We start from the raw sequence: 21,848 nt of genomic DNA, 5'->3' as shown, positions 1-21,848 counted from the left end.
ACGGTATGAGCGACACAATGCTAGTCCCGCCGAGTGATTTAATGGGCACGGCACCAATCAAGCTGGCGCTGGTGATCCCCAATTACAATCATAGCGCCGCGATCGCCCAGACCTTGGCCGAGCTTGCCGCCCTCAATCTGCCCTGCTATTTAATTGACGATGGCAGCAACGATGAGACCCGCTATCTGCTGCAATCCTTGGCGGAGCAACACGATTGGGTGACTCTGCTGCAACACCCCTACAATCGTGGTAAGGGCGCGGCTGTGATGACGGGGCTTCGCCGTGCCTATCGCGATGGCTTTACCCATGCGTTACAGGTCGATGCCGATGGCCAGCATAATTTAAGTGATATCCCCGCCATGCTCGCTAGGGCGCAGGCCAAGCCGGATGCGCTGATCTCGGGCAAGCCCGAGTACGACGAGTCCGTCCCCAAGGGGCGACTCTACGGTCGTTACCTCACCCACTTTTGGGTATGGGTCGAAACCTTAAGCTTTGATATTCAAGATTCTATGTGCGGATTTAGGGTGTATCCCTTAGCCGCCACCGAGCGCCTATTAAGCCAGCACGCCCTCACGGAGCGGATGGATTTTGATATCGAAATCCTAGTCAAACTCTACTGGCAAGGGGTGGAAATTCTGTTTCACTCCACTAAGGTCATTTATCCCGAAAACGGCGTCAGCCACTTTCAAGGTGTGGCCGACAATGTGCGCATCACTAAGCTGCACACCCGATTATTTTTCGGCATGTTAAAGCGCCTGCCACAACTACTGCGCCGTAAACAGAAAGCGCAATCGCCCCAGCCCGATAAAACATCAACTCATTGGTCGGGGATGAAGGAGCGCGGCAGTTATTGGGGCATAAAACTGTTGGTCGAAAGCTACCGTTTCGGCGGCCATTGGCTGTGCCGCGCCATTATGTATCCGGTGATTTGCTATTTCTTCCTGACGGGCAAAGTCAGCCGTGAAGCCTCGTTGGATTTTCTGCGCCGCGTGCAACGTCTCGAGCCACAGCATCCCCAATTGAATCGCCCCATTGGCTGGCGCGATAGCCTGAACCACTTTCTCGCCTTCGGTAATGCGGCGCTCGATAGAATCGATGCCTGGTGCGACCGCATTCAATTAAGCCAAGTGGATTTTCCCGACCGCCAAGTACTGGCCGAACAGCTAGAAAGTGGCAAAGGCGCGGTGTTATTGGTTTCCCACTTGGGCAATCTCGAACTGTGCCGCGCGATTTCAATCCACCAGCGCAAGGTCAAAGTGAATGTCATGGTGTTAACCAGCCATGCCGAAAACTTTAATAATGTCCTCAAGCAATTAAACCCAGATAGCACGCTGAATTTGATCCAAGTGACCGAGCTTAATCCCGCCACCTCTATGCTACTACAGCAAAAGATTGAAGACGGTGAGCTAGTGGTGATTGCTGGCGATAGAACCTCATCCCACTCCCAAGGACGCGTGGTATATGCGCCATTTATGGGTGAAGAGGCAGCCTTCCCGCAGGGGCCATTTATTCTGGCCGGCCTCTTGGATTGCCCTGTGTACCTGATGTTTTGCCTGCGCGAACAAGGGCGATATCGCGTGCATTTGGAGCACTTTAGCAACAGTCTCAAGGGCCCGCGTGCAGGGCGAATGGAACGACTACAACAGGCGGTGCATAACTACAGCGAACGCCTCGAATACTACGCAAGGCGTGAGCCTTTGCAGTGGTTTAACTTTTTTGATTTTTGGCGGGACGATAGCAAGGTCAACCGCGCGACACCCGCCCCACAAACGACAGCAGCACTCCCAGAGCAGGAGCGCACTACAGACAGGACAGAGCATTTATGAGCCACGCAGTTACTCACACGACAACCGCTGAGTTGCCAATCGAATTTGGCCGTCAGTTACTCACATTAGAGCAAGTCGTCGCCGTTGCTAAGGGTGCTAAAGTCAAACTCAATGATGATGCCGATTACCAAGCTTATATCCAAAAGGGCGCCCGCTTTATCGACAGCCTGCTGCACGAAGAAGGTGTGGTATACGGCGTTACCACCGGCTATGGCGACTCTTGCACTGTCAACGTGAGTCTCGACTTAGTCCATGAGCTGCCACTGCACTTATCCCGCTTCCATGGCTGTGGCCTCGGCGAAATCTTAAGCGTGATGCAGGCGCGTGCCGTGATGGCTTGCCGTTTAAACTCCCTCGCCATCGGTAAATCCGGCGTGACCTATGAGCTATTAAAGCGCATCGAAACCTTGCTTAATCTCAATATAGTGCCAGTGATCCCAGAGGAAGGTTCGGTTGGTGCCAGCGGTGACTTAACGCCATTGTCTTATCTCGCCGCCGTGCTAGTTGGCGAGCGCGAAGTGATTTATAACGGCGAGCGCAGAGCCACCCAAGAGGTTTACCGCGAGCTGAACATCACGCCCCATGTGCTGCGCCCCAAGGAGGGTTTAGCCCTGATGAATGGCACGGCGGTGATGACGGCATTAGCCTGTTTAGCCTTTGATCGTGCACAATATTTAGCGCGTTTAGCCAGCCGCATAACCGCCATGGCGTCGTTAACCCTCAAAGGTAACTCGAACCATTTCGACGATATTCTGTTTGCCGCCAAACCCCATCCGGGACAAAACCAAATCGCGACTTGGATCAGGGAAGATTTGAACCACCATGTTCACCCCCGCAATTCAGATCGTCTGCAGGACAGATATTCCATCCGCTGCGCGCCGCACATCATTGGCGTATTGCAGGATGCGCTGCCCTTTATGCGCCAATTTATCGAAACCGAAGTTAACAGCGCCAACGATAACCCCATAGTCGATGGTGAAGGCGAGCATATTCTCCACGGCGGCCATTTCTACGGCGGACACATTGCCTTTGCGATGGATTCCTTGAAAAACACTGTCGCCAACATCGCCGATCTCATCGACCGCCAAATGGCATTAGTGATGGACCCTAAGTTTAACAACGGTTTACCCGCTAACCTTTCGGGTTCAACTGGGCCACGCCGCGCCATCAACCATGGCTTTAAGGCGGTGCAAATCGGCGTTTCGGCTTGGACGGCAGAGGCGCTCAAGCACACTATGCCCGCGAGTGTTTTCTCTCGCTCAACCGAATGCCATAACCAAGATAAAGTCAGCATGGGCACTATCGCCGCCCGTGACTGTATGCGCGTATTGCAACTAACAGAGCAAGTCGCCGCCGCAGCCCTACTCGCCATGACTCAAGGCATTGGCCTGCGTATAAAACAAAACGAGTTAGACGAAAGCTCACTGACCCCTTCGCTGGCGACCACGCTCGCCCAAGTGCGCGCCGATTTTGAGCCATTAGTCGAAGACAGACCGCTCGAAGCCGTGCTGCGCCAAACCGTTGCGAAAATCCAAGCGGGCGAATGGGAAGTGTGCCGATGAAAGCCTTGCTCAGCATAGAAATGGACATGCAGATCCCCTTCCACGATGTGGATTCGATGGGGATCACTTGGCATGGTAATTACCTGCGTTATTTCGAGATTGCCCGCTGCAAATTACTCGACGAGTTAGGCTACAACTATCGCCAAATGCAGGCCTCGAACTATGCTTGGCCGATTATTGATTTGCAGATCAAATACGTTAAGGCCAGCACCTTCGAGCAAAACATTACCGTGCGCGCCGAGTTGGTCGAGTGGGAAAATCGTCTAAAAATCAATTATCAAATCCGTGATACGGCAACCGGTGAGCGTATTACCAAGGGCTATACCATTCAGGCTGCGGTGGATATGACGAGCCAAGAAATGTGCTTTGTGACGCCAGAGATATTCCGCAGCAAAATCGCCCCGCTGCTTGCAAAGGCGGATAGCGAATGATTGCCTTCCTCGCACGAGCTAAGTGGTGGCAAGGGTTCTGCCAAAGCCTACTCTTAAGCTGCACACTGCTGTTTGGCTCGGTACAGGCGCAGAGCCTCACCGATTCGAACCTCACAAGTTCGAGCCAATATCAAACGCTATTTGCCCAAGGCGCAGATAACGCTGCATTGCTCGCCCTTAGCCAAAAGCTCAATCTTGGCGAGACGGTTCGCGGCCACTTTGTGCAATCGCGTCAGCTTAAAGTGCTGAAAAAGCCTCTAGTAAGCCAAGGCCAGTTTGTGTTCGACAAGGCACAAGGGCTGATCTGGCAACAACTTAGCCCCTTCGAGTCCTTGCTGATTTTAAAAGATAAGCAACTTATTCAGCGAGATAGCCAAGGGCGAGTACAAATCAGCCAAGCCGATGCTTCGGCAAGCGCGGCAGCCATGGGGGATTTATTACCGAGTCTAGTAAATGCCATGCTGGGCGGCGATATTTCGGGTTTAAGTGCAAACTTCGAACTGCACTTTTTAGCCCAAGAGCCCTTAGCGCAAGGCAAGTCGCCACAAGAAAACTCAAGTTCAGGCAGCGCAAACTGGCAGTTGGGATTAACCCCTAAAGATCCGCTGATGAAGAAGGCAATCGCTAATATGGTGCTCGAAGGCAGCGATACGCTACACGCCTTAGTGCTACTCAGCGCCAATCCGAGTGTGAGTCCGCAGGATATCACCCGTATCGATTTTAGCGAGCTGCGCCAAGGTCCACTGAGTGAGGCTGAGTTAGCCCAATATGCCATCAGCCAGACAACGCCTAAAGACACTGGTCCAAGAGAGTAAGGCAGAAACATGGCGCCCAAGATTGCCACGCGTATTGGCCACAGCCTGATGCAAACCTCGACTAAATGGCGCTTCGCTATTTGGCTGTGTTTGATGCTGGCGGCGAGCCTTTGGACGCTGCAACTGTGGCAAAATGGGGCAAAGGTTCAAAGCGATATTCTCGCCATGTTGCCCCATCTGCAGCAGGACGCGCTCACAGCGCGCGCCCTCGAACAAGTGGAATCGACACTCGCCGATCAAGTATATCTCGCCCTGATTGCCAAGGATGAACCTCAGGCGATTGCGGCGGCCACACTCCTGATGGAGCAGCTTAAGACTCAAAATACCGCCTTTACCGATATTCGCAGCGCCGATCTGCAGTTGGGTGAAGCCCTAGGACAATTTTATTTCCCTTATAGATTTAAACTGCTCACGCCTGAACAAACCGAAGCCTTAAGCCATAATGGCCTCGAGCACTTAATTGCCTCAGCCACTCAGCAGCTCTACAACGCCTTTAGTTATGCCAATAGCCAACTCTTGACCCAAGATCCTTTGCTGTTGTTTCCCGACAATTTGCTCGCCCTTGCGCCCAACTCGAAGCTGAGCGCCAATCAAGGAATTTTAATCGCTCATCCACAAAGTGTTGATACCAAACAAGGTGTTAATAGCAGTGAAGACGTGGCTGCCATTATGATGGCAAAGGGCACAGAAAGCGCCTTTAACCCGAATGCGCAATTACGCCAGCAAGCGGCTCTCGCTCAGGCGCTGAATGCCGTCAGCGCGCAATACCCCAGCATACAAGTGTTACAGGCGGGTGCATTGTTTCATGCCATCGAGGCTACCAATACTGCTAAGAGTGAAATCTCTGTCCTCGGTCTCGCTTCTTTACTTGGCGTAGTGTTATTGGTTTGGCTCGCCTTTCGCTCCGTGATGCCACTCTTGCTGGCGATGGTGACAATCGGCAGCGGTCTGCTGCTGGCGGTGACCTTCACCTTAAGTGTGTTCGGGGAACTGCATTTACTCACTCTCGTCTTTGGCACTAGCCTGATTGGGATTGCCATTGACTACAGCTTTCATTTTTACTGCGAGCGGTTAAGCGACCATCAGCGAAGCGCGCAGGCGACCGTGGCCTATATATTCCCCACAGTGTCACTGGCCTTTATCACCAGCGCCTTAGCCTATGTCGGTATCGGTTTAGCACCGTTTCCCGGCATGCAGCAGGTAGCGATTTTCTGCGCCTCGGGTTTACTCGGCGCCTACCTGACGTTAGTGCTCGCCTATCCATTATTGGCGGGCAGCAAGTTGCCTTCGGGGGAACGTCCGTTAACCCTTGCAGAGGCCTATCTTGCGAGACTCACCGGATTCTCCAATAAACTGATCTCGCCATGGGGATTGAGTCTGTTTGCCTTAGTGCTCGCGGGAGTCTGCCTATTGGGGATCAGCAAACTTAACGTCGACGATGATATTCGCCATTTACAGCAAAGCCCTGCGAGCGTGACAGAGCCTGAAGACAAGCTCAGAAAATTACTCAGTGGCGGCACGGATAACCAGTTTTTATTGGTGCGCGCCCCCAGCGAAGAAGCCTTACTGCAACGACTCGAAGCCCTAAGTCCGCAGCTCGATGCCGCCATTAAGCAGCAAGAGCTGGGCAACTATGTCAGCCTTAGCCGTTATCTGCCGAGCAAGCAAAAGCAGGATGCGGCGTATCAATTGCAGGGCAAGATTTACCAATCGCAATTAACCACAGTGCTAAACAGCATTGGCCTCGATGACGGCCTAGCACCCGAGCTTTCTGCCGCCTATCTTGCCGCCAAGGATAGCTATATCACCCCGACGGATTTTTTCGAACAGGGCATAGGCAAACAGTTAGCCCCACTCTGGCTTGCACCGCAGGGATTCGCACAGCTTGATCACTCAACAGAGCCAACGACCAGTCTAGATAATGCCAACCTAGGGAACGATAGCCATGGCGCCATAGTGCTGCTTGGTGGAATTGAAGATATAGCGGCCCTCAAGGCGCGCTTTGCCGAGGATCCGCAGGTACAACTTATTGATAAAGTGGCGGATATTTCCACTGTGATGGGCCACTATCGCCTGCTTACCCTCAAGTTATTGGGGCTGGCGCTCGTTATCGCCCTCTTACTATTTAGCCTGAGCTTTGGCGTTAAAAGAGCCGCATTAGTGGTCGCCGTACCCGCGCTGGCCGCCTTACTCACCTTGGCCATTTTAGGCTTAGTCGGCTCGCCCTTAAGCTTGTTTCATGCGCTGGCGCTGATTTTAGTCTTCGGGATTGGGATAGATTACAGTTTGTTCTTTGCCTCCGCAGAGCAACATGGCAAGGCAGTGATGATGGCGGTGTTTATGTCCGCCTGCTCGACCCTATTGGCCTTTGGCTTGCTCGCCTTTAGCCAAACCCAAGCTATTCATTATTTTGGATTAACTCTGTCCCTCGGCATAGGGTTTACCTTTGTACTTTCGCCATTGATTTTGACCACCAGTCAGGTTTTAACCACCAACAAGGTCTCGATACCTACAAGGAATGTTATTTAAATGTCCACATCCACTGCAGCAAGTTTCGCACAGTCTCACTCCCTTTCCGTCGATGTGGCCATTATTGGCGCAGGCCCCTCGGGCTCAATTGCCGCTAGCCTGTTGCATAAGCAAGGCAAACGGGTATTAGTGTTAGAAAAACAACACTTTCCACGCTTTTCTATCGGCGAGAGCCTGCTGCCCTGCTGCATGCAATTTATTGAAGAAGCGGGCATGTTGGAGGCGCTGAATGCGGCGGGATTCCAATATAAAAATGGCGCGGCATTCCGTCGCGATGGGGTGTATACCACCTTCGACTTTACCGATAAATTTACCCCAGGGCCGGGCACAACCTTCCAGGTGCAACGGGCAAACTTCGACAAATTGCTTGCCGATACCGCAGCAAGCTTTGGGGTAGAAATCCGTTACGGTGAAACCGTTGAGGCAATCGATTTAAGCGCCAATCCACGCTTAAGCGTGCGTAATGAACAAGGTGAGTTGTACCAAGTTGAGGCACAATATGTGCTCGATGCCAGTGGTTTTGGCCGAGTATTGCCACGGCTACTCGACCTCGAAACGCCGTCATCACTGCCGACCCGCAGTGCTATCTTTACCCATGTGGAAGATAACATCAGCGATCCCAACTTCGACCGGAACAAGATTTTAATTAGCGTACACCCGCAGCATCAGGATATTTGGTACTGGTTAATTCCCTTCAGCAACGGTCGCTGCTCGCTCGGCGTAGTGGCAGAGCCGCAGTTACTCGCGCGCCTCGAAGGCGATTTAGAGCAGCAGCTACTGACCATAGTCAAAGAAGAACCCGGCCTGAAAGCATTGCTGGCCAATGCTAAAGTCGCCCAGCCCTGTGCGACACTCAAGGGTTACTCGGCCAACGTATCGCGCCTCGCCACCGACAAGTTTGCCCTGCTGGGCAACGCGGGTGAGTTTCTCGATCCGGTATTCTCATCGGGCGTGACTATCGCCATGCAATCGGCATCGATGGCGGCGAAATGCGTGCTTAAACAGCTAAATGGCGACACGGTAGATTGGCCCGCCGAGTACTCGGCGCCGTTAATGCAAGGGGTAAACACCTTCCGCACTTATGTGCAGGCTTGGTACGATGGCCGATTCCAAGATGTGATTTTTTACGAAAACCCGAATCCAAAAATCAAACAGATGATCTGCTCGATTTTGGCGGGCTATGCTTGGGATGTGCAAAATCCCTTTGTAAAAGATTCCGAGCGACGCCTGAATATGGTGGTCGAGCTATGTCGGCAAGAAGCCGAACTCAGCGCCGAGCCAGCTATTAGCGAATTAGCCGAGGTGTAATTCGATGCGCTTAAGCCTTAACGCCAACGGTCGCCCCAAAGCCATTGCGACGTTTTGCTTGCTCCTGATCAGCCTAGGCTTGATGGGATGCAGCGAGCTGCTCTATCGGCAAACCTGTGTCGGTTTGGCGAAAGATATGCGTTACTGCTTAGCGCCACTCCCCCACGATTTTGGCCCAGCGATCGAGAAAACGCTTACCAAGCCTCAGACAAATACGCCCCAAAGCCAGACTCAAAGCCAGAGTCAGCAAAACGACAGCAAAGCTGGGGTATCCTCACCCCAGTCCTTTAGTCAGAAGGTGAGCATTAAGGTGGGCGATAACACCCACGAGCTACTCACCCAGCTCGAACTCGAAGGGGAACGGATGACGCTGGTCGGGCTCGCGCCCCTTGGGCAGGCATTGTTTACCTTGGTTTACGATGGGAATACACTCAGCAGTGAACAGAGTCTTTTGCTAGGGGATGAGTTTAAGGCCGAATACCTGATGGCGATGATGCAACTCATCTATTGGCCTGAGCAGAGTATTAAAAGCCATTTAGAGGGCGGCGAGTTAGTGACAGGATTGTGTGACGCTATTCCCTGTCGCCAGTTTTATAGCCAAGACACGCTGATCAGTCGCAGTGATAATCAGACTCAAGTGATACAAATTCGTTATCAGCAACAGAGCGACGATGCTCTCTGGCAGGCACACATTAATTTGACCATGCCACAGGCAAAATTTGAGTTAGAGATACAACCCATTTAATCGTCTTTTGACCATGCCATAGGCACCCGTTAACAGCCAATCGATATGAGCTTTTAGCATTGCTCACATCAAAGGCCATAGGTATAGCAAGCAGCAATGAACAACAGAGTCGCCATTACACAGATTGGATTGTGTACCCCGTTAGGGCAAACGCCCGAGCAGGTGTTAGCCCGCTTGATTGCAGGCGATACCAGTGCCATGCAAACCAGTGACACCCTGTTATTTGGGGAGTCGACACTGGTCGCGCCCGTCACTGAGCCGTTACCGACGATACCTGCCGCACTGGTGCAATTCGATTGTCGCAATAATCAATTACTCCTGGCTGCCGCACTGCAAATTCGCGACGCCGTTGAGCAAGCCAAAAGTGACTTTGGTGCCGACCACATCGGCGTAGTCTTAGGCACCAGCACCTCGGGGATTTCGAAGGGCGAAGCCGCCTTGGCCTATCGGAATCAACACGGCCACTTCCCCGCCGATTACCATTACTTCCAGCAGGAACTCGGCAGCACCAGCGATTTTTTACGCCAGTTATTTGAGCTTCAAGGCCCTTGCTACACCATTTCGACCGCCTGCTCATCCAGCGCTAAGGTATTTGCCAGCGCCAAACGCCTACTCGAGGCCAAGCTGTGCGATATGGTGATCGTTGGCGGTATCGACAGCCTGTGCCAACTGACAGTCAACGGGTTTCACGCCTTAGAGTCGGTTTCCAAGGGGCATTGCAATCCCTTCAGCGCCAATCGTGATGGCATCAATATCGGTGAAGGCGCCGCGCTGTTTACCCTGACCCTAGCGGAAAACGAAACACTCGGCTCAACGCAAGCGAATGTATTGCTTGCAGGCATAGGCGAGTCGAGCGATGCGCACCATATGTCGGCGCCGCACCCCGAAGGTGCGGGGGCAATTGCCGCCATGCAGGCCGCGCTTGATGATGCACACATTTCGGCGCAACAGATTGATTATATAAACTTACATGGCACAGCAACGCCTAAAAATGATGCGATGGAAAGCCGCGCCGTACTCTCGGTATTTGGCGAAGCGCCGCCACCCGCAAGCTCAACTAAACCGCTGGTTGGCCATACCTTAGGTGCCGCGGGCGCGATTGAAGCCGCATTTTGTTATTTACTGCTCTCACCCCATAATCACCATCTTGCCCTGCCTCCCCACAGGTATGATGGGCAGCCAGATCCACAGGATCCCAACATAGCCTTAGTCGCGCCCAAGCAATGCGCCGAGCATGGCAAGCTTAACTATGTGATGAGCAACTCCTTCGCCTTTGGTGGCAGCAATGCCAGCCTGATTTTTTGCCGTAAAGGGGCTTAAGTTTTATGTCTAGTTCTACTGACACTGCAATGGCACCCGCCGAGCCGATGTGGCTGCAACAATTAGCCGAGCAGAATATTGCCGATTTTATTCCGCACCGCGCGCCGATGATCTTGATTGATAAGATAATTCGCCATCAGCAGGATGCGCTCGAAACCGAAGTGCAGATCAGCCCGCAGAGTGCTTATTTTGACGAGCAACGTCAGGCCGTCCCCAATTATGTGGGCATCGAATATATGGCGCAGAGCATCGCAGCACTCGCCGGTGTTGAGGCCAAACTGCGCCACGATAAAATCCGAGTGGGTTTTTTATTGGGATCGCGTAAATTAGCCTTACACACAGCGCAGTACGAACTCAACCGTCGATACCGCACTCAGGTTAAACGCCTCTATCAAGAAGAGTCGGGACTGGCGGTATTCGATTGCCAGATTTATCTGTTGCCCGAGGCGGGAGCGGAGCAAACACCACAACTTGTGGCCGAGGCCAATGTGAACGTGTTCCAACCCCAGGACACCCAAGCGTATATCGCCTCCAGTCAGGCTTAATGTCTGGCCTAGCGCTCACAAGCGCCAAGCTTTAAACCGACGCAACGTCAGTCGCACTACAAAAGGATTTAGCCCTTTGATGCATAAACAACTCATCATCAAGCATCGCGGGTGGAGAAATAAAAATGAATAACAGAGTATTAGTCACAGGTTCGAGCCGCGGTATTGGCAAAGCCATCGCCCTTAAACTGGCCGCTGCGGGCTACGATATCGCCCTGCATTATCACAGCAATCAGGCCGCAGCCGATGCCAGCGCCGCAGAACTTAGCGCCCTTGGGGTGAACGTCAGCCTATTAAAGTTTGATGTTGCCGACCGCGCCGCCGTAAAAGCCGCCATAGAAGCCGATATCGAAGCCCATGGCGCCTATTATGGCGTGATACTCAATGCGGGCATCAACCGTGACAATGCCTTCCCAGCGATGAGCGAAACCGAGTGGGACAGCGTGATCCACACTAACCTCGATGGTTTTTATAATGTGATTCATCCCTGTGTTATGCCCATGGTACAAGGGCGCAAGGGTGGCCGTATCATCACTCTAGCCTCAGTGTCAGGTATCGCGGGCAACCGTGGACAGGTCAATTACAGCGCCTCTAAGGCCGGATTGATTGGCGCGACTAAGGCGCTGTCCTTAGAGCTGGCCAAACGTAAGATCACTGTAAACTGTATCGCCCCAGGTTTGATCGAAACCGATATGGTGGCGGATATTCCTAAGGATATGGTCGAGCAGTTAGTGCCGATGCGCCGCATGGGTAAACCCAATGAAATCGCAGCGTTAGCCGCCTTTTTAATGTCGGACGATGCCGCCTATATTACGCGCCAAGTGATTTCGGTGAATGGAGGCATGATCTAAATGACCCAGCGCAATCCCCTAGGCAGACGTGTCGTCGTTACCGGTATCGGCGGTATCAGCGCCCTAGGCCATGAATGGCCGAGTATCGCAAGCAGCCTTAAGGCACAAAAAAATTGTGTCGTGACGATGGCGGAATGGGACAAATACGACGGACTAAACACCCGCCTTGCTGCGCCCATTACCGACTTTGAGGTGCCGAGCCACTATTCCCGCAAAAAGATCCGCTCCATGGGACGCGTCTCGATTATGGCGACTCGCGCCAGCGAACTTGCGCTGATAGATGCTGGACTATTGGACGACCCTATCGTCACCTCGGGGGAAATGGGCATTGCCTATGGTTCCTCCACTGGCAGTACTGACCCGCTGGTCGCCTTTGGCGATATGCTCAAAAATGGCGATATGTCAGGCGTCACCGCCACCAGCTATATCCGCATGATGGCACACACCACTGCGGTAAACGTGGGGGTATTCTTTGGTCTTAAGGGACGCATTCATACCACCAGCAGCGCCTGTACTTCGGGCAGCCAAGGCATAGGTTACGCCTATGAGGCCATCAAATACGGGCAACAGACCTTAATGCTCGCGGGCGGCGGTGAAGAACTCTGCCCGACCGAGGCCGTGGTATTCGACACCCTGTTTGCCACCAGCACTAAAAATGCCACCCCTGAGTTAACGCCTCGCCCCTTCGATGCCCATCGCGACGGTTTAGTGATTGGTGAAGGCGCTTGTACGCTGGTACTCGAAGAGTTAGAACACGCCATGGCGCGCGGCGCGAAAATTTACGCCGAGATCGTCGGTTTTGGCACTAACTCCGATGGTCAGCATGTGACTCAGCCCAATAGCGATACCATGGAAATCGCCATTCGCTTAGCCCTTAAGGATGCGGCGCTCACGCCCGATGCCATTGGCTATGTAAATGCCCACGGCACAGCGACCGACCGTGGTGATGTTGCCGAAACCCATGCGACCCATGCCGTCTTCGGTGCGGATATGCCGATTTCATCCCTTAAAAGCTATACAGGCCATACCTTAGGCGCCTGCGGCGCGTTAGAAGCTTGGGTGAGTATTGAGATGATGAATGCGGGTTGGTTTGCCCCGACGCTCAACCTCGACAATATCGACCCAGAATGTGCCGCACTCGATTACATTCGCGGCGAGCCACGTGCGCTCGACACCGACTATGTGATGAGCAATAACTTCGCCTTTGGCGGCATCAACACCTCACTGATTTTTAAACGCTGGAAAACGACATAAGGACATATCAATGAAACCATTAGTAGCAAGCATATTACTCGGCATCAGTTTATTTAGCTCTCCCCTATGGGCAGAGGAATACACGGTTGAAACCTATCAAGAAATTTTTAAAGGCGACAATCAATTTAAGCAAAAACAAGCCATCGAAGCCCTGACGATTGCCGGATTATCCGATCCCGCCATTTACGATGTGTTAGAGGCCAAATTGATCGAATCGCTGCCCCTCGCCACCGAGAAAAATGCCATAGACTACAGCGCTTGGTTAGTCAAAGGCCTAGCTTACTCGGGTAACGATAAGTACAGCGAAACTATCAACAGCATAGTGCGTGGTAACTTTCATAAAAAACTGAAAAAGTACGCGACCCAAGCACTTGAGAACCTAGATAAATACAAAAAATGGAACGCCATTTTAGCGGACAAGAGCCAATATGTGGCCGAACAAAGCCCTAAAAACAATGCCTATGCCAATGCGTTAAAGAGCGACGATTTAGAGTTGATGCGCCTTGCCGCTAAACGCATGATGGACGATCAAAACTACGATGATTTTCTGTTAGAGCGTCTGAGCGTTGAGCTTAAAAATCCACGCCTAATGAGCAACGACAAGTTAGCCATCGATACCTACGCCAATATGGCCAAGGCCCTCGCCGCATCAGGCAATACGCAATACCGCGAAGTCATTGAAAATATTGCCAACAACAACCCAAACAAAAAGCTGAAAAGCTACGCCGAGAGCTATCTGAAGAAGTACTACTAATCCTCTTTGGATGAGTAAAAGCATTAACAAAAAGCCGAGAATCATCTCGGCTTTTTGATCTCTTTGGTAGGCAAACCATCATCAAACCAATCAAGATAATCCATCTTTAGCACAAATCGCACGATTTAATCATTTTGACCATTTCACTCAATAAACTATACTGCCACTGTCTTTCCAAAACGGGGCTTAACTCATGCAAACATTAACCGCCAATGACGCCAAACGAAATTTCGGTGAGTTGCTGCTAAACGCTCAACGTGAACCCATCAAGATCAGCAAAAACAGTAAAGATGTGGTTGTGGTCATGTCTATCCACGATTACGAACAGCTTGAGGCGATGAAAGCCGACTATCTGAAGCACTGTTTCAACGCAGCCAAAGAAGATTTAGCGAAGGGCAATGTGGTTGATGGTGAAGATTTTCTTAACGCCCTGTAGCTACTCACATGAATAATAAACGCTATAAACTGAGTAGGTTAGCTCAGGCTCACCTACTAAAGATTAAAGACTACACCCTTCAACACTTTTCTGAGTCGCAGTGGCACAAATACAAACAAAGCCTAATATCCGGCTTGCAAATGTTAGCCAATCACCCCGGATTAGGCAGAAGCTGCAACGATATTTACCCCAACGGTTTCTACTTTCCTATCGGTAAACACACAGCCTACTTCACCAAAGAAGACGACTTTATCCTTATCGTTGCCCTGTTAGGTCAACCACAACTACCCCAAAATCATCTGAAATAGCTATATCTGGCGTATTTGCAGTAGGCGTGAGGCCAACTACTGTACTGGCTCGACGACACGCTGAATAGAAACCTAGGTTTTCTAAGCTTATGAACGAGAGCCATGGACGGCGAACTGGCCGTTAAACACGGATGTTGTTCAAGTCCATCCTTAGATACAGGGTCGCCACATCTGATGTGAAAGGATTCACAAATGCCACGATGGCATGAATGCCAAAAAGCGGCCATGGGGCGGACGCTCGTCTCGCCAATCACCATGCATCGGTAACTTCTTCGACTTAAAAGAGTCCTCTACATAAATACCAATACAAGGTGTAAGGAAGCAACACATGCTAGCACCTCAACTCACCCAAATTAGATTTTCAACTCACGATTCATAATTTCATTAAACAGTTATATTACTGGGTACTGAATCTGAACCATCTATTAATGCTAGAACATGGTCAAGGTACCTTTGCGCCCCCGACGAATCAGTTGACTGTCTTAAATATTGTGGAATCCGCTCGACAAATTCAGAACGAGATAAAGGCTGATGTTCCAAAAGCGCTTCAATCATTGCAGGTCGCAGCAATCGGCAATCATCCTCTGTATGAGGACTGCCCAACTCGATAACATGCTGCGCAAAATGTCTTAGTTTTTCCTTTAAACTCAACTCTGCTGCAGGTTGATTCAAGACTACTGATGCAACTGCAGGTTGAACTACGGTTTCTTCTGTTTCATCAACATCCAAATTCGGCACAGTCACTTTTATTGCTGACTTCAGTTCATGAAGTTCTCGAATAATTGGTGCTAACACCTCTTCTGGGTTGCCAAACCAATCAGTTGACCAAATACGGTTGATCTTCCAGCCTAAACGCTCCAATACTTCCTGTCTTAATCTGTCGCGATCCCGAGCAGACTTCGCCGAATGATAAGCGGCTCCATCACATTCAATCCCCATTAAATAGCGTCCAGGACTACCAGGGTCCTTAACAGCTATATCAATAAAAAATCCTGCAACCCCCACCTGAGGCTCACATTCAAATCCTTCTTTTGTTAAAGCTTCAATTACCGCAATTTCAAAATCACTATCCGGCCCTTTCCCTGTAGAAGTCGAAATTGAATCCAACATGCCTTTTTCAGCAAATTGCAGGAAACCTTTAAGCGCGATAACACCTCGCTTACTAGTCTCACTCGTTAGCACATCTTCAGCACGCATAGAGCTAAACACATGCATCCGCTTTTTGGAGCGAGTAAACAGTACGTTTAATCGTCTCCAGCCCACATCCGAGTTTATCGGTCCAAAGCGTTGATAAACTTTACCTCCGACCTCGGCAGGGCCATATGTGAAAGAGATATAAATGACATCACGTTCATCCCCCTGCACGTTTTCTAAGTTTTTGATAAACAGAGGCTCATCATGGACACGAAGCTTACTAATTGCCGCTTCTGCTGAAGCATCTGAGCGGCAAAGCTCATCCAAAGCACGTTCAATTTGGTCCCGCTGTTTAGAACTCATCGCTACGATGCCAATTGATTCTTCAGGACGAGTTTGTGCGTGCTTTACTACTGCCCGCGCAACAACATTTGCCTCTTCGATATTGTGTTGATTCGTAAACCGTCCACCAGCCACATAGCTAAATTTGATACCGTAGTCGGGGGAATCCGCATTTGGAGAGGGGAAAATAACCAAATCGCTGTTGTAGAAATGACGGTTAGAATAAGCGATTAACTTTTCATGTTGAGAGCGATAATGCCAACGTAAACGACGCATCGGAAATAGGGGCAGTGAAGCATCTAGAATACTGTCGGTATCCCCTAATGCTGCAACTTCCTCGTCATCATCACTTTCAATTGAACGATCGAAAAAGCTCGTGGGCGGTAACTGTTTGGGGTCACCCACTACAACAATTTGCTTGCCTCTAGCAATCACACCAAGCGCATCTTCGGGTTTGACCTGCGAAGCTTCATCCATCACTACTAAGTCAAACTCTAATCTGCCAGGTGCAAGGTAATGAGCAGCAGACATTGGCCCCATCATAAAACAAGGTTTCAACGCTAACAGTGCTTCTCCTGCACGGTTAACCAATTGCCGAATTGGGATATGCTTAGTCTTCTTACCCAACTCATTTCTTATCAGAGCAAAGTCGGTATATTCACTTTTACGGCCACCGGAGTTACCTTCAGGCACTGAGCGAGATGCAATTTTGGCTGCAATACGTTCTCGTTGTAGCTTGAATAGCTTTTTATCGTAGATTTTAAATTTGGTTTGGATCGCGTTACGTTGCGTACCTGAAACTCTAGCCAAATCTGGATGTTGATTGATAATCTCCCTCGACAACTGATCATTCAACGCCAAATCCAAGGCCAAATCAGCTTGCTCGATATCCAAAGCACCATTAAATACCGCTTCCCAGATCCGCTCTAATCCAAGCTCATGCATCTGCATTCGATTACGAGTGAAATTAACCCAACCATTCAACCATCGAGGCTGCGAAATTGCGCGCTGATTACGAATGATCAATCCTTTAAGTGAATCATCAACAGGTCTAAACCACATCTCGACATCTAGCTCGGTTTCAGACTCAAACACCGACAATTTGTCAGCCTGATTGTTTCTTAGTTCCTTAAGTCTTGCTCCTTCTCCAAGCAATTCTTCATAATTTTGTGCATTCTCAAGCTGCCTTACACAAGCAGCAAAAGAAGTACTGCTCACTTGCTTTAAAAGATGCTCAGCTAAATCTAAGGTGGAGCTGATAACACCAATAGACGAACTATTATCTTTATGCACCCCAAAAGACAATGGCATAGTCTTATCTGCAAATGGTTCTAATAGGGGCCGCTTGTCAGCTAACTCTTGATGCCATTGCTGCATTTGCTTAATAGCATTAACTAATTTTCCTGCTTCACTGAGCAAAGTGTCATCACTCAAGTACCAGCTTTGCAGTTGTTCTAAAGCTTGCCTCACTTCCAGACTGAGACTATCCAGCAAAGAACCTTCACCAACCCATACAAGTTGTTGCTGCTGATTTAGATTTACAGATTTTTTGGGTAGACGCTGTAATAAACTATCGATCATAGATATTGTTTCAAGCAATACCGATGAAAGCTTTTGCTTTTCTAGCTGGTGGACACCCTTAATTAATGTTGAATCCAACCCTAAAACGCTCGTACCAATAGCGACTTTGGGACCAAAACCTACACCGTAGGTTTCTCTTACTCTGATATACCACTGACGTAAGGCGGTTAGCTGTTCATAGTCAGTCTCAATACCTCTAAAAGCATTGCCTAACGAACGAGCATGATCGCATGCATCAAATTGTTTCAGCTCGGAGCGATATTTAACTAACTCGTCAAATTGATTCTTGGCTTTAGCGAATTTAATGGCTGGATTAATGACTGACTTGAGTAATGTGCGTGCTTGTCGCCAATTGCTGTTAAACCAAGACAGTATTCCACCCTGTTGTAACACCAAAACGGCCTGACTGAGCTCTTCGGCTGTGGGTAATTGTTCCAGTAAAAAGGTTTTAGAAAGGCTTTCTTTTAAAGGTCTAAGTACGGCACATTGTTTAGATAGCGTTTTTAACGTGGTATCAACAACATCGTCATCAAATACCGAATCACGAAGAGGTATTAATTCTGTCGGTAAACCAGCAATAACCTGAAGTAACTGAGCCGTAAATTGCAAGCCATTACGACTATCATCCATTGCATTAGAAATCGCCGAAGGGAGAGCTTGCTTAAAGTCACTTAACTCATTAGTCAGCATACCAAGTGTAAGTGAGGCCTTATTTAACGACTCGTACCACTTCACTAGGTCGCGAATCGTTATCCCATTTGGAATAACGAAAGTATCTAATCCCGTTTTAGGCATATCCTGCGGTTGGATGTGTTCAATTGAATTGAGTTTGTCAGGATGAATCTTCTCGCTTAATTGCTGATAATGTTTTTGTAAGTCCTCAAAAACCGAAAGATAACTTCTTACACTCTCGATAGCACCTTCAGCTTCAAAAGAACGTAGAGCTTCAAATACCTCTCCACCAGCGAGAGGCTTTAAAGAATTAAGGTCCTGTAATACCGTATTTATCAGTTTAAGAGAGTCCATACCATCAACATCAATATTCCAATCACTAATAAATAGCTGGTACTCTTGAGCAAAAATCTCAAGTGACTGTTGCCACTGAACTAAACATTCGACAATACGATCACTATCAAATATCTGAATCTCAGTATTTCTGACACCACTCCAAGGGTGTTGGTAGATTTCAACTTCATGCCCAAGTTGCTCCCGAATTTCACGGTATATCTGCTGGAATGTCGCAACCTGATCTTGTAAACGTAACTGCTTCACTTTATTCAGAGATTGACCACTAACATCTTTGAGATGAAGTGAAGTTGCATCTATCTCAAGTTTGCTTCGATAACGGGTCGCAGCACTCAAAATTTGGTGGATACTTTTGCCCGTCTGCTCCCACTCTTTATTGATTAAAGCGGCATACTCGTTCAGTTGCTGCTTGAGCTCTTCGTAACGCAAAATTTGCGCATTGATTTCCATCTGACTCGGCATCGTTGCATTTAAAGTCACACGCGCCTGAATATCGTCCAGCACTTTACGCTTATGTGTTTTATGGCTATGCAGCTCTAAACAAAACTCACCAAGGCCAGCCCTATCGAGACGGCTTTTAACCACTTCTAGCGCCGCCATCTTTTCAGCAACAAACAGTACCTTTTGACCATTCATTAAAGCTGCTGCGATTAGGTTAGTAATCGTCTGAGACTTACCACTGCCTGGGGGACCTTCAATCACTAAATCACGGCCCTGAATAGCGTCAATTAAAGCACTGTGCTGGGAACTATCGGCATCATCAATAAGCGGCACTTTATTATGAATATCAGTGTAAGCATCAATATCATGTTCACCAGAACTATCCCCACCAGCTGGGACTGACTCCCCTTTTTGGCTAACAAAGAAACGACGAATTACGTTATGGGAAGTGATGTTTCTATCTCCCTGTGGCCATCGCTCAGGGTCTAGATCCAGATACATCATCATTTTGCCAAAGTTCAACAATCCCAAGCATCCAAAACGCTGTAGGGACCAGTTAGGCTTATTCTTTTTGATAAGCTTGTTAACTGCTGAAAAGTAATCATCGGGAGTTTGATCGTCTTCGAAATCAGGCAGAGCCAACGCAAAGTCAGTTTGTAGCTTTGCCTTCAAAGAAAGGTTAGGCAGAATATCTTCGCCGGTATAAACCAGCTGATATTTATATAGGCCATCTTTGGGATCTAACTTACCGCGCTCAAGACGGACGGGAATGCTAAACAAGGGCGCAAGGCGAGCTTTATCTGAAATATCGGCTTCATACCACTCCAGGAAGCCTAGAGCAAGATACAAGATATTCGCGCCACTTTCTTCTAACGCAGTCTGGGCTTTATTATAAATGGCTCTTAGTCTGGCCTCTAATTCACCAGGGAATAGCAATACTTGGATCTTATTATCAGTATGCTTCGAATGTACTTGGGCAATTTGAACACCATTACCCGATTTGATTTGGCGTTCAAAATCCCCAAGGTCTTTGTATCCAGCTTGGTGACAAGCGGCGGTTAATAGCGCTAGATCAACTCCATATTCAGCATAATGAGAGCGGATACCCGTTAGTTTATCGTTATGCGCTAATGCATACTCAGTGATAAATTCACTGGCTTTTTCTAATAGTTGCTTATTAACTGCTGGAGATTCATCTCCCAGATCACCGCCAGGTAAAGTATAAGAAGTATTAATCCCTAGTACTTTGGCCCACTCCATTGCAGTGGGAAAAGGCTTTAACTGCACATCTTTTTTATCTTTTCCGACTTGTATATATCCATGCTCAATTAACTGTTCACGGGTCGGTTCGTCGACGGGTCCAAACTCCATAGTAAAATCAGAACATAAAGCATTGGAAAGCTGGTCGGGTAACTCGTCGACGATTCGCAGGGCAGAGGTTTTGTTCGTAATTGGGAAATTTAGAAGGCGATTTCTAGCGGATAAGTCAAGAAGCTTCTTGCGCATCATTTCAAGTGATGAACTAATAAAAAGGTCTGCTTTTATATCAGATGTGTTTTTCGCGATTACCATTGCGCCTCCTTTGCATTAAGCAAATTCCATTCAAACAATAATTTTATAGTATTTATTGTTCTCTTAGAGTCAAACATACACTATAGAATCAATAACCTAGCCGTGTTCAACCGCTTAAATAACACTAACTTGATTGTTATCAAGCGTACTATTTAAGTTATTTAATTATCAGCTCTCAATGATGCTGAATATTAACAGATTTCCATTCAAAAAAGAGAAGTGTCTTTTCAATTTGGTAGTATATACAGCTCCAAATTTATAGCTCCGTCCATTTAGCCAGATGAAAATCGAGGATTTAGGAAGCTGTAGCAAATTTTGCAATGAGCACAAGGGGCTTTCAACTCCGTTGGGGGAGTCTTGGCTGATGTGAAATCAATAGGACGAGCTGTCCTCCTTGGTCGACTCTTGATTAAAAATCAGTGGGTGAAGCCCCACGACTTTGATTCTGCGTTTAGCTTTAACTAAAAACTCTTGGCCTACCCTTTGCTTAATCACCGCAGCGTTTTACCCCTAAAAACAACCAAACGCGATAACGCAATGATGGATAAGCGCCAACACAGGGAATTTTAATCTTGAGAGCAACAATGAAAATAATACTAGATGATCTAAAAGGGCCTGAAATTGCAGCACTTTTAACTGAGCACCTTGAAGATATGCGGGCAACCTCGCCACCAGAAAGCGTGCACGCATTAGACCTTGATGGCCTGCGCCAACCCAATATTCGCTTTTGGACACTGTGGGATGGCCGCAATCTGGCAGGCTGCGGTGCACTAAAATGGTTAGATGCCGAGCATGCGGAGATCAAATCGATGCGTACCGCCGCCACCTACAAACAACAAGGGATCGCTTCTAAGGTATTGCAGCACTTGATCAATGATGCCAAAGCCGCAGGTGTGCAGCGCCTGAGCCTAGAGACAGGTTCGATGGCCTTTTTCCAGCCTGCCCGTAACCTGTATGCCAAATTTGGTTTCGAGCTGTGCGGCCCCTTTGCCGATTACGTGCTCGACCCCAATAGCCTGTTTATGACCAAAAAGCTCTAGGCCTCTGCACACATCAATCCACTAAGGT

Annotated in this window: 16 protein-coding genes; 15 read left to right on the top strand and 1 reads right to left on the bottom strand. The window is 49.0% G+C overall.

Annotated features, from left to right (window positions below; all coding sequences use genetic code 11):
* Positions 1-17: 17 nt before the first annotated feature.
* From N5E87_RS01820 to N5E87_RS01755, 14 genes are all read left to right on the top strand, one after another.
* A complete protein-coding gene (locus N5E87_RS01820; protein WP_279770945.1) occupies positions 18-1,826 on the top strand; it encodes a glycosyltransferase family 2 protein in 1,809 nt (602 codons plus the stop codon).
* The gene (locus N5E87_RS01815) at positions 1,823-3,388 is read left to right on the top strand and encodes an aromatic amino acid ammonia-lyase (RefSeq protein ID WP_089068671.1); all 1,566 of its coding nucleotides are present in this window, start codon (positions 1,823-1,825) and stop codon (positions 3,386-3,388) included. The genes N5E87_RS01820 and N5E87_RS01815 overlap by 4 nt, the downstream gene beginning before the upstream one ends.
* Positions 3,385-3,819, top strand: coding sequence for an acyl-CoA thioesterase (locus tag N5E87_RS01810; protein ID WP_011621149.1), 435 nt, complete (start codon positions 3,385-3,387; stop codon positions 3,817-3,819). The genes N5E87_RS01815 and N5E87_RS01810 overlap by 4 nt, the downstream gene beginning before the upstream one ends.
* Positions 3,816-4,634: an outer membrane lipoprotein carrier protein LolA gene (locus N5E87_RS01805; protein ID WP_279774950.1), complete on the top strand. Its 819-nt coding sequence runs from the start codon at positions 3,816-3,818 to the stop codon at positions 4,632-4,634. The genes N5E87_RS01810 and N5E87_RS01805 overlap by 4 nt, the downstream gene beginning before the upstream one ends.
* 9 nt (positions 4,635-4,643) lie before the next feature.
* Complete coding sequence (locus N5E87_RS01800; RefSeq protein ID WP_279774949.1) at positions 4,644-7,163, top strand: MMPL family transporter; 2,520 nt, start codon at positions 4,644-4,646, stop codon at positions 7,161-7,163.
* Positions 7,164-8,471, top strand: coding sequence for an NAD(P)/FAD-dependent oxidoreductase (locus N5E87_RS01795; protein ID WP_279774948.1), 1,308 nt, complete (start codon positions 7,164-7,166; stop codon positions 8,469-8,471). It begins immediately after the preceding gene.
* 4 nt (positions 8,472-8,475) lie between these two features.
* Positions 8,476-9,216 carry a DUF3261 domain-containing protein gene (locus N5E87_RS01790; RefSeq protein ID WP_086903209.1) on the top strand — a complete coding sequence of 247 codons (741 nt, stop codon included), beginning with the start codon at positions 8,476-8,478 and terminating at the stop codon, positions 9,214-9,216.
* A 96-nt stretch (positions 9,217-9,312) separates the two neighbouring features.
* Complete coding sequence (locus N5E87_RS01785) at positions 9,313-10,536, top strand: beta-ketoacyl-[acyl-carrier-protein] synthase family protein (RefSeq protein ID WP_086903210.1); 1,224 nt, start codon at positions 9,313-9,315, stop codon at positions 10,534-10,536.
* A 5-nt stretch (positions 10,537-10,541) separates the two neighbouring features.
* On the top strand, positions 10,542-11,081 hold the full coding sequence (locus N5E87_RS01780; protein WP_086903211.1) for a hotdog family protein: 540 nt from the start codon (positions 10,542-10,544) through the stop codon (positions 11,079-11,081).
* 125 nt (positions 11,082-11,206) lie between these two features.
* Entirely contained in the window at positions 11,207-11,932 is a 726-nt protein-coding gene (locus N5E87_RS01775; protein WP_086903212.1) for a 3-ketoacyl-ACP reductase FabG2, read from the top strand.
* Positions 11,933-13,186: a beta-ketoacyl-ACP synthase gene (locus N5E87_RS01770; protein WP_086903213.1), complete on the top strand. Its 1,254-nt coding sequence runs from the start codon at positions 11,933-11,935 to the stop codon at positions 13,184-13,186.
* A 10-nt stretch (positions 13,187-13,196) separates the two neighbouring features.
* Positions 13,197-13,940 (top strand): hypothetical protein, encoded by a 744-nt coding sequence (locus N5E87_RS01765; protein ID WP_086903214.1) that lies wholly within the window; start codon positions 13,197-13,199, stop codon positions 13,938-13,940.
* A gap of 193 nt (positions 13,941-14,133) precedes the next feature.
* Positions 14,134-14,376, top strand: a complete 243-nt coding sequence (locus N5E87_RS01760; protein WP_086903215.1) for a type II toxin-antitoxin system Phd/YefM family antitoxin — start codon at positions 14,134-14,136, stop codon at positions 14,374-14,376.
* An 8-nt stretch (positions 14,377-14,384) separates the two neighbouring features.
* Positions 14,385-14,684 carry a type II toxin-antitoxin system RelE/ParE family toxin gene (locus N5E87_RS01755; protein WP_086903216.1) on the top strand — a complete coding sequence of 100 codons (300 nt, stop codon included), beginning with the start codon at positions 14,385-14,387 and terminating at the stop codon, positions 14,682-14,684.
* 384 nt (positions 14,685-15,068) lie between these two features.
* Here N5E87_RS01755 and hhe read toward each other — a convergent pair whose 3' ends face one another.
* The gene (gene hhe / locus N5E87_RS01750) at positions 15,069-20,780 is read right to left on the bottom strand and encodes a DUF4011 domain-containing anti-phage protein Hhe (protein ID WP_086903217.1); all 5,712 of its coding nucleotides are present in this window, start codon (positions 20,778-20,780) and stop codon (positions 15,069-15,071) included.
* Between the two features lie 584 nt (positions 20,781-21,364).
* Here hhe and N5E87_RS01745 point away from each other — a divergent pair.
* The gene (locus N5E87_RS01745; RefSeq protein WP_011715552.1) at positions 21,365-21,820 is read left to right on the top strand and encodes a GNAT family N-acetyltransferase; all 456 of its coding nucleotides are present in this window, start codon (positions 21,365-21,367) and stop codon (positions 21,818-21,820) included.
* The last annotated feature ends 28 nt before the right edge of the window (positions 21,821-21,848 follow it).

The organism is Shewanella sp. GD03713 (assembly GCF_029843705.1).
Lineage (GTDB): Bacteria > Pseudomonadota > Gammaproteobacteria > Enterobacterales > Shewanellaceae > Shewanella.
This window is presented reverse-complemented; position numbering and strand designations above follow the sequence as displayed.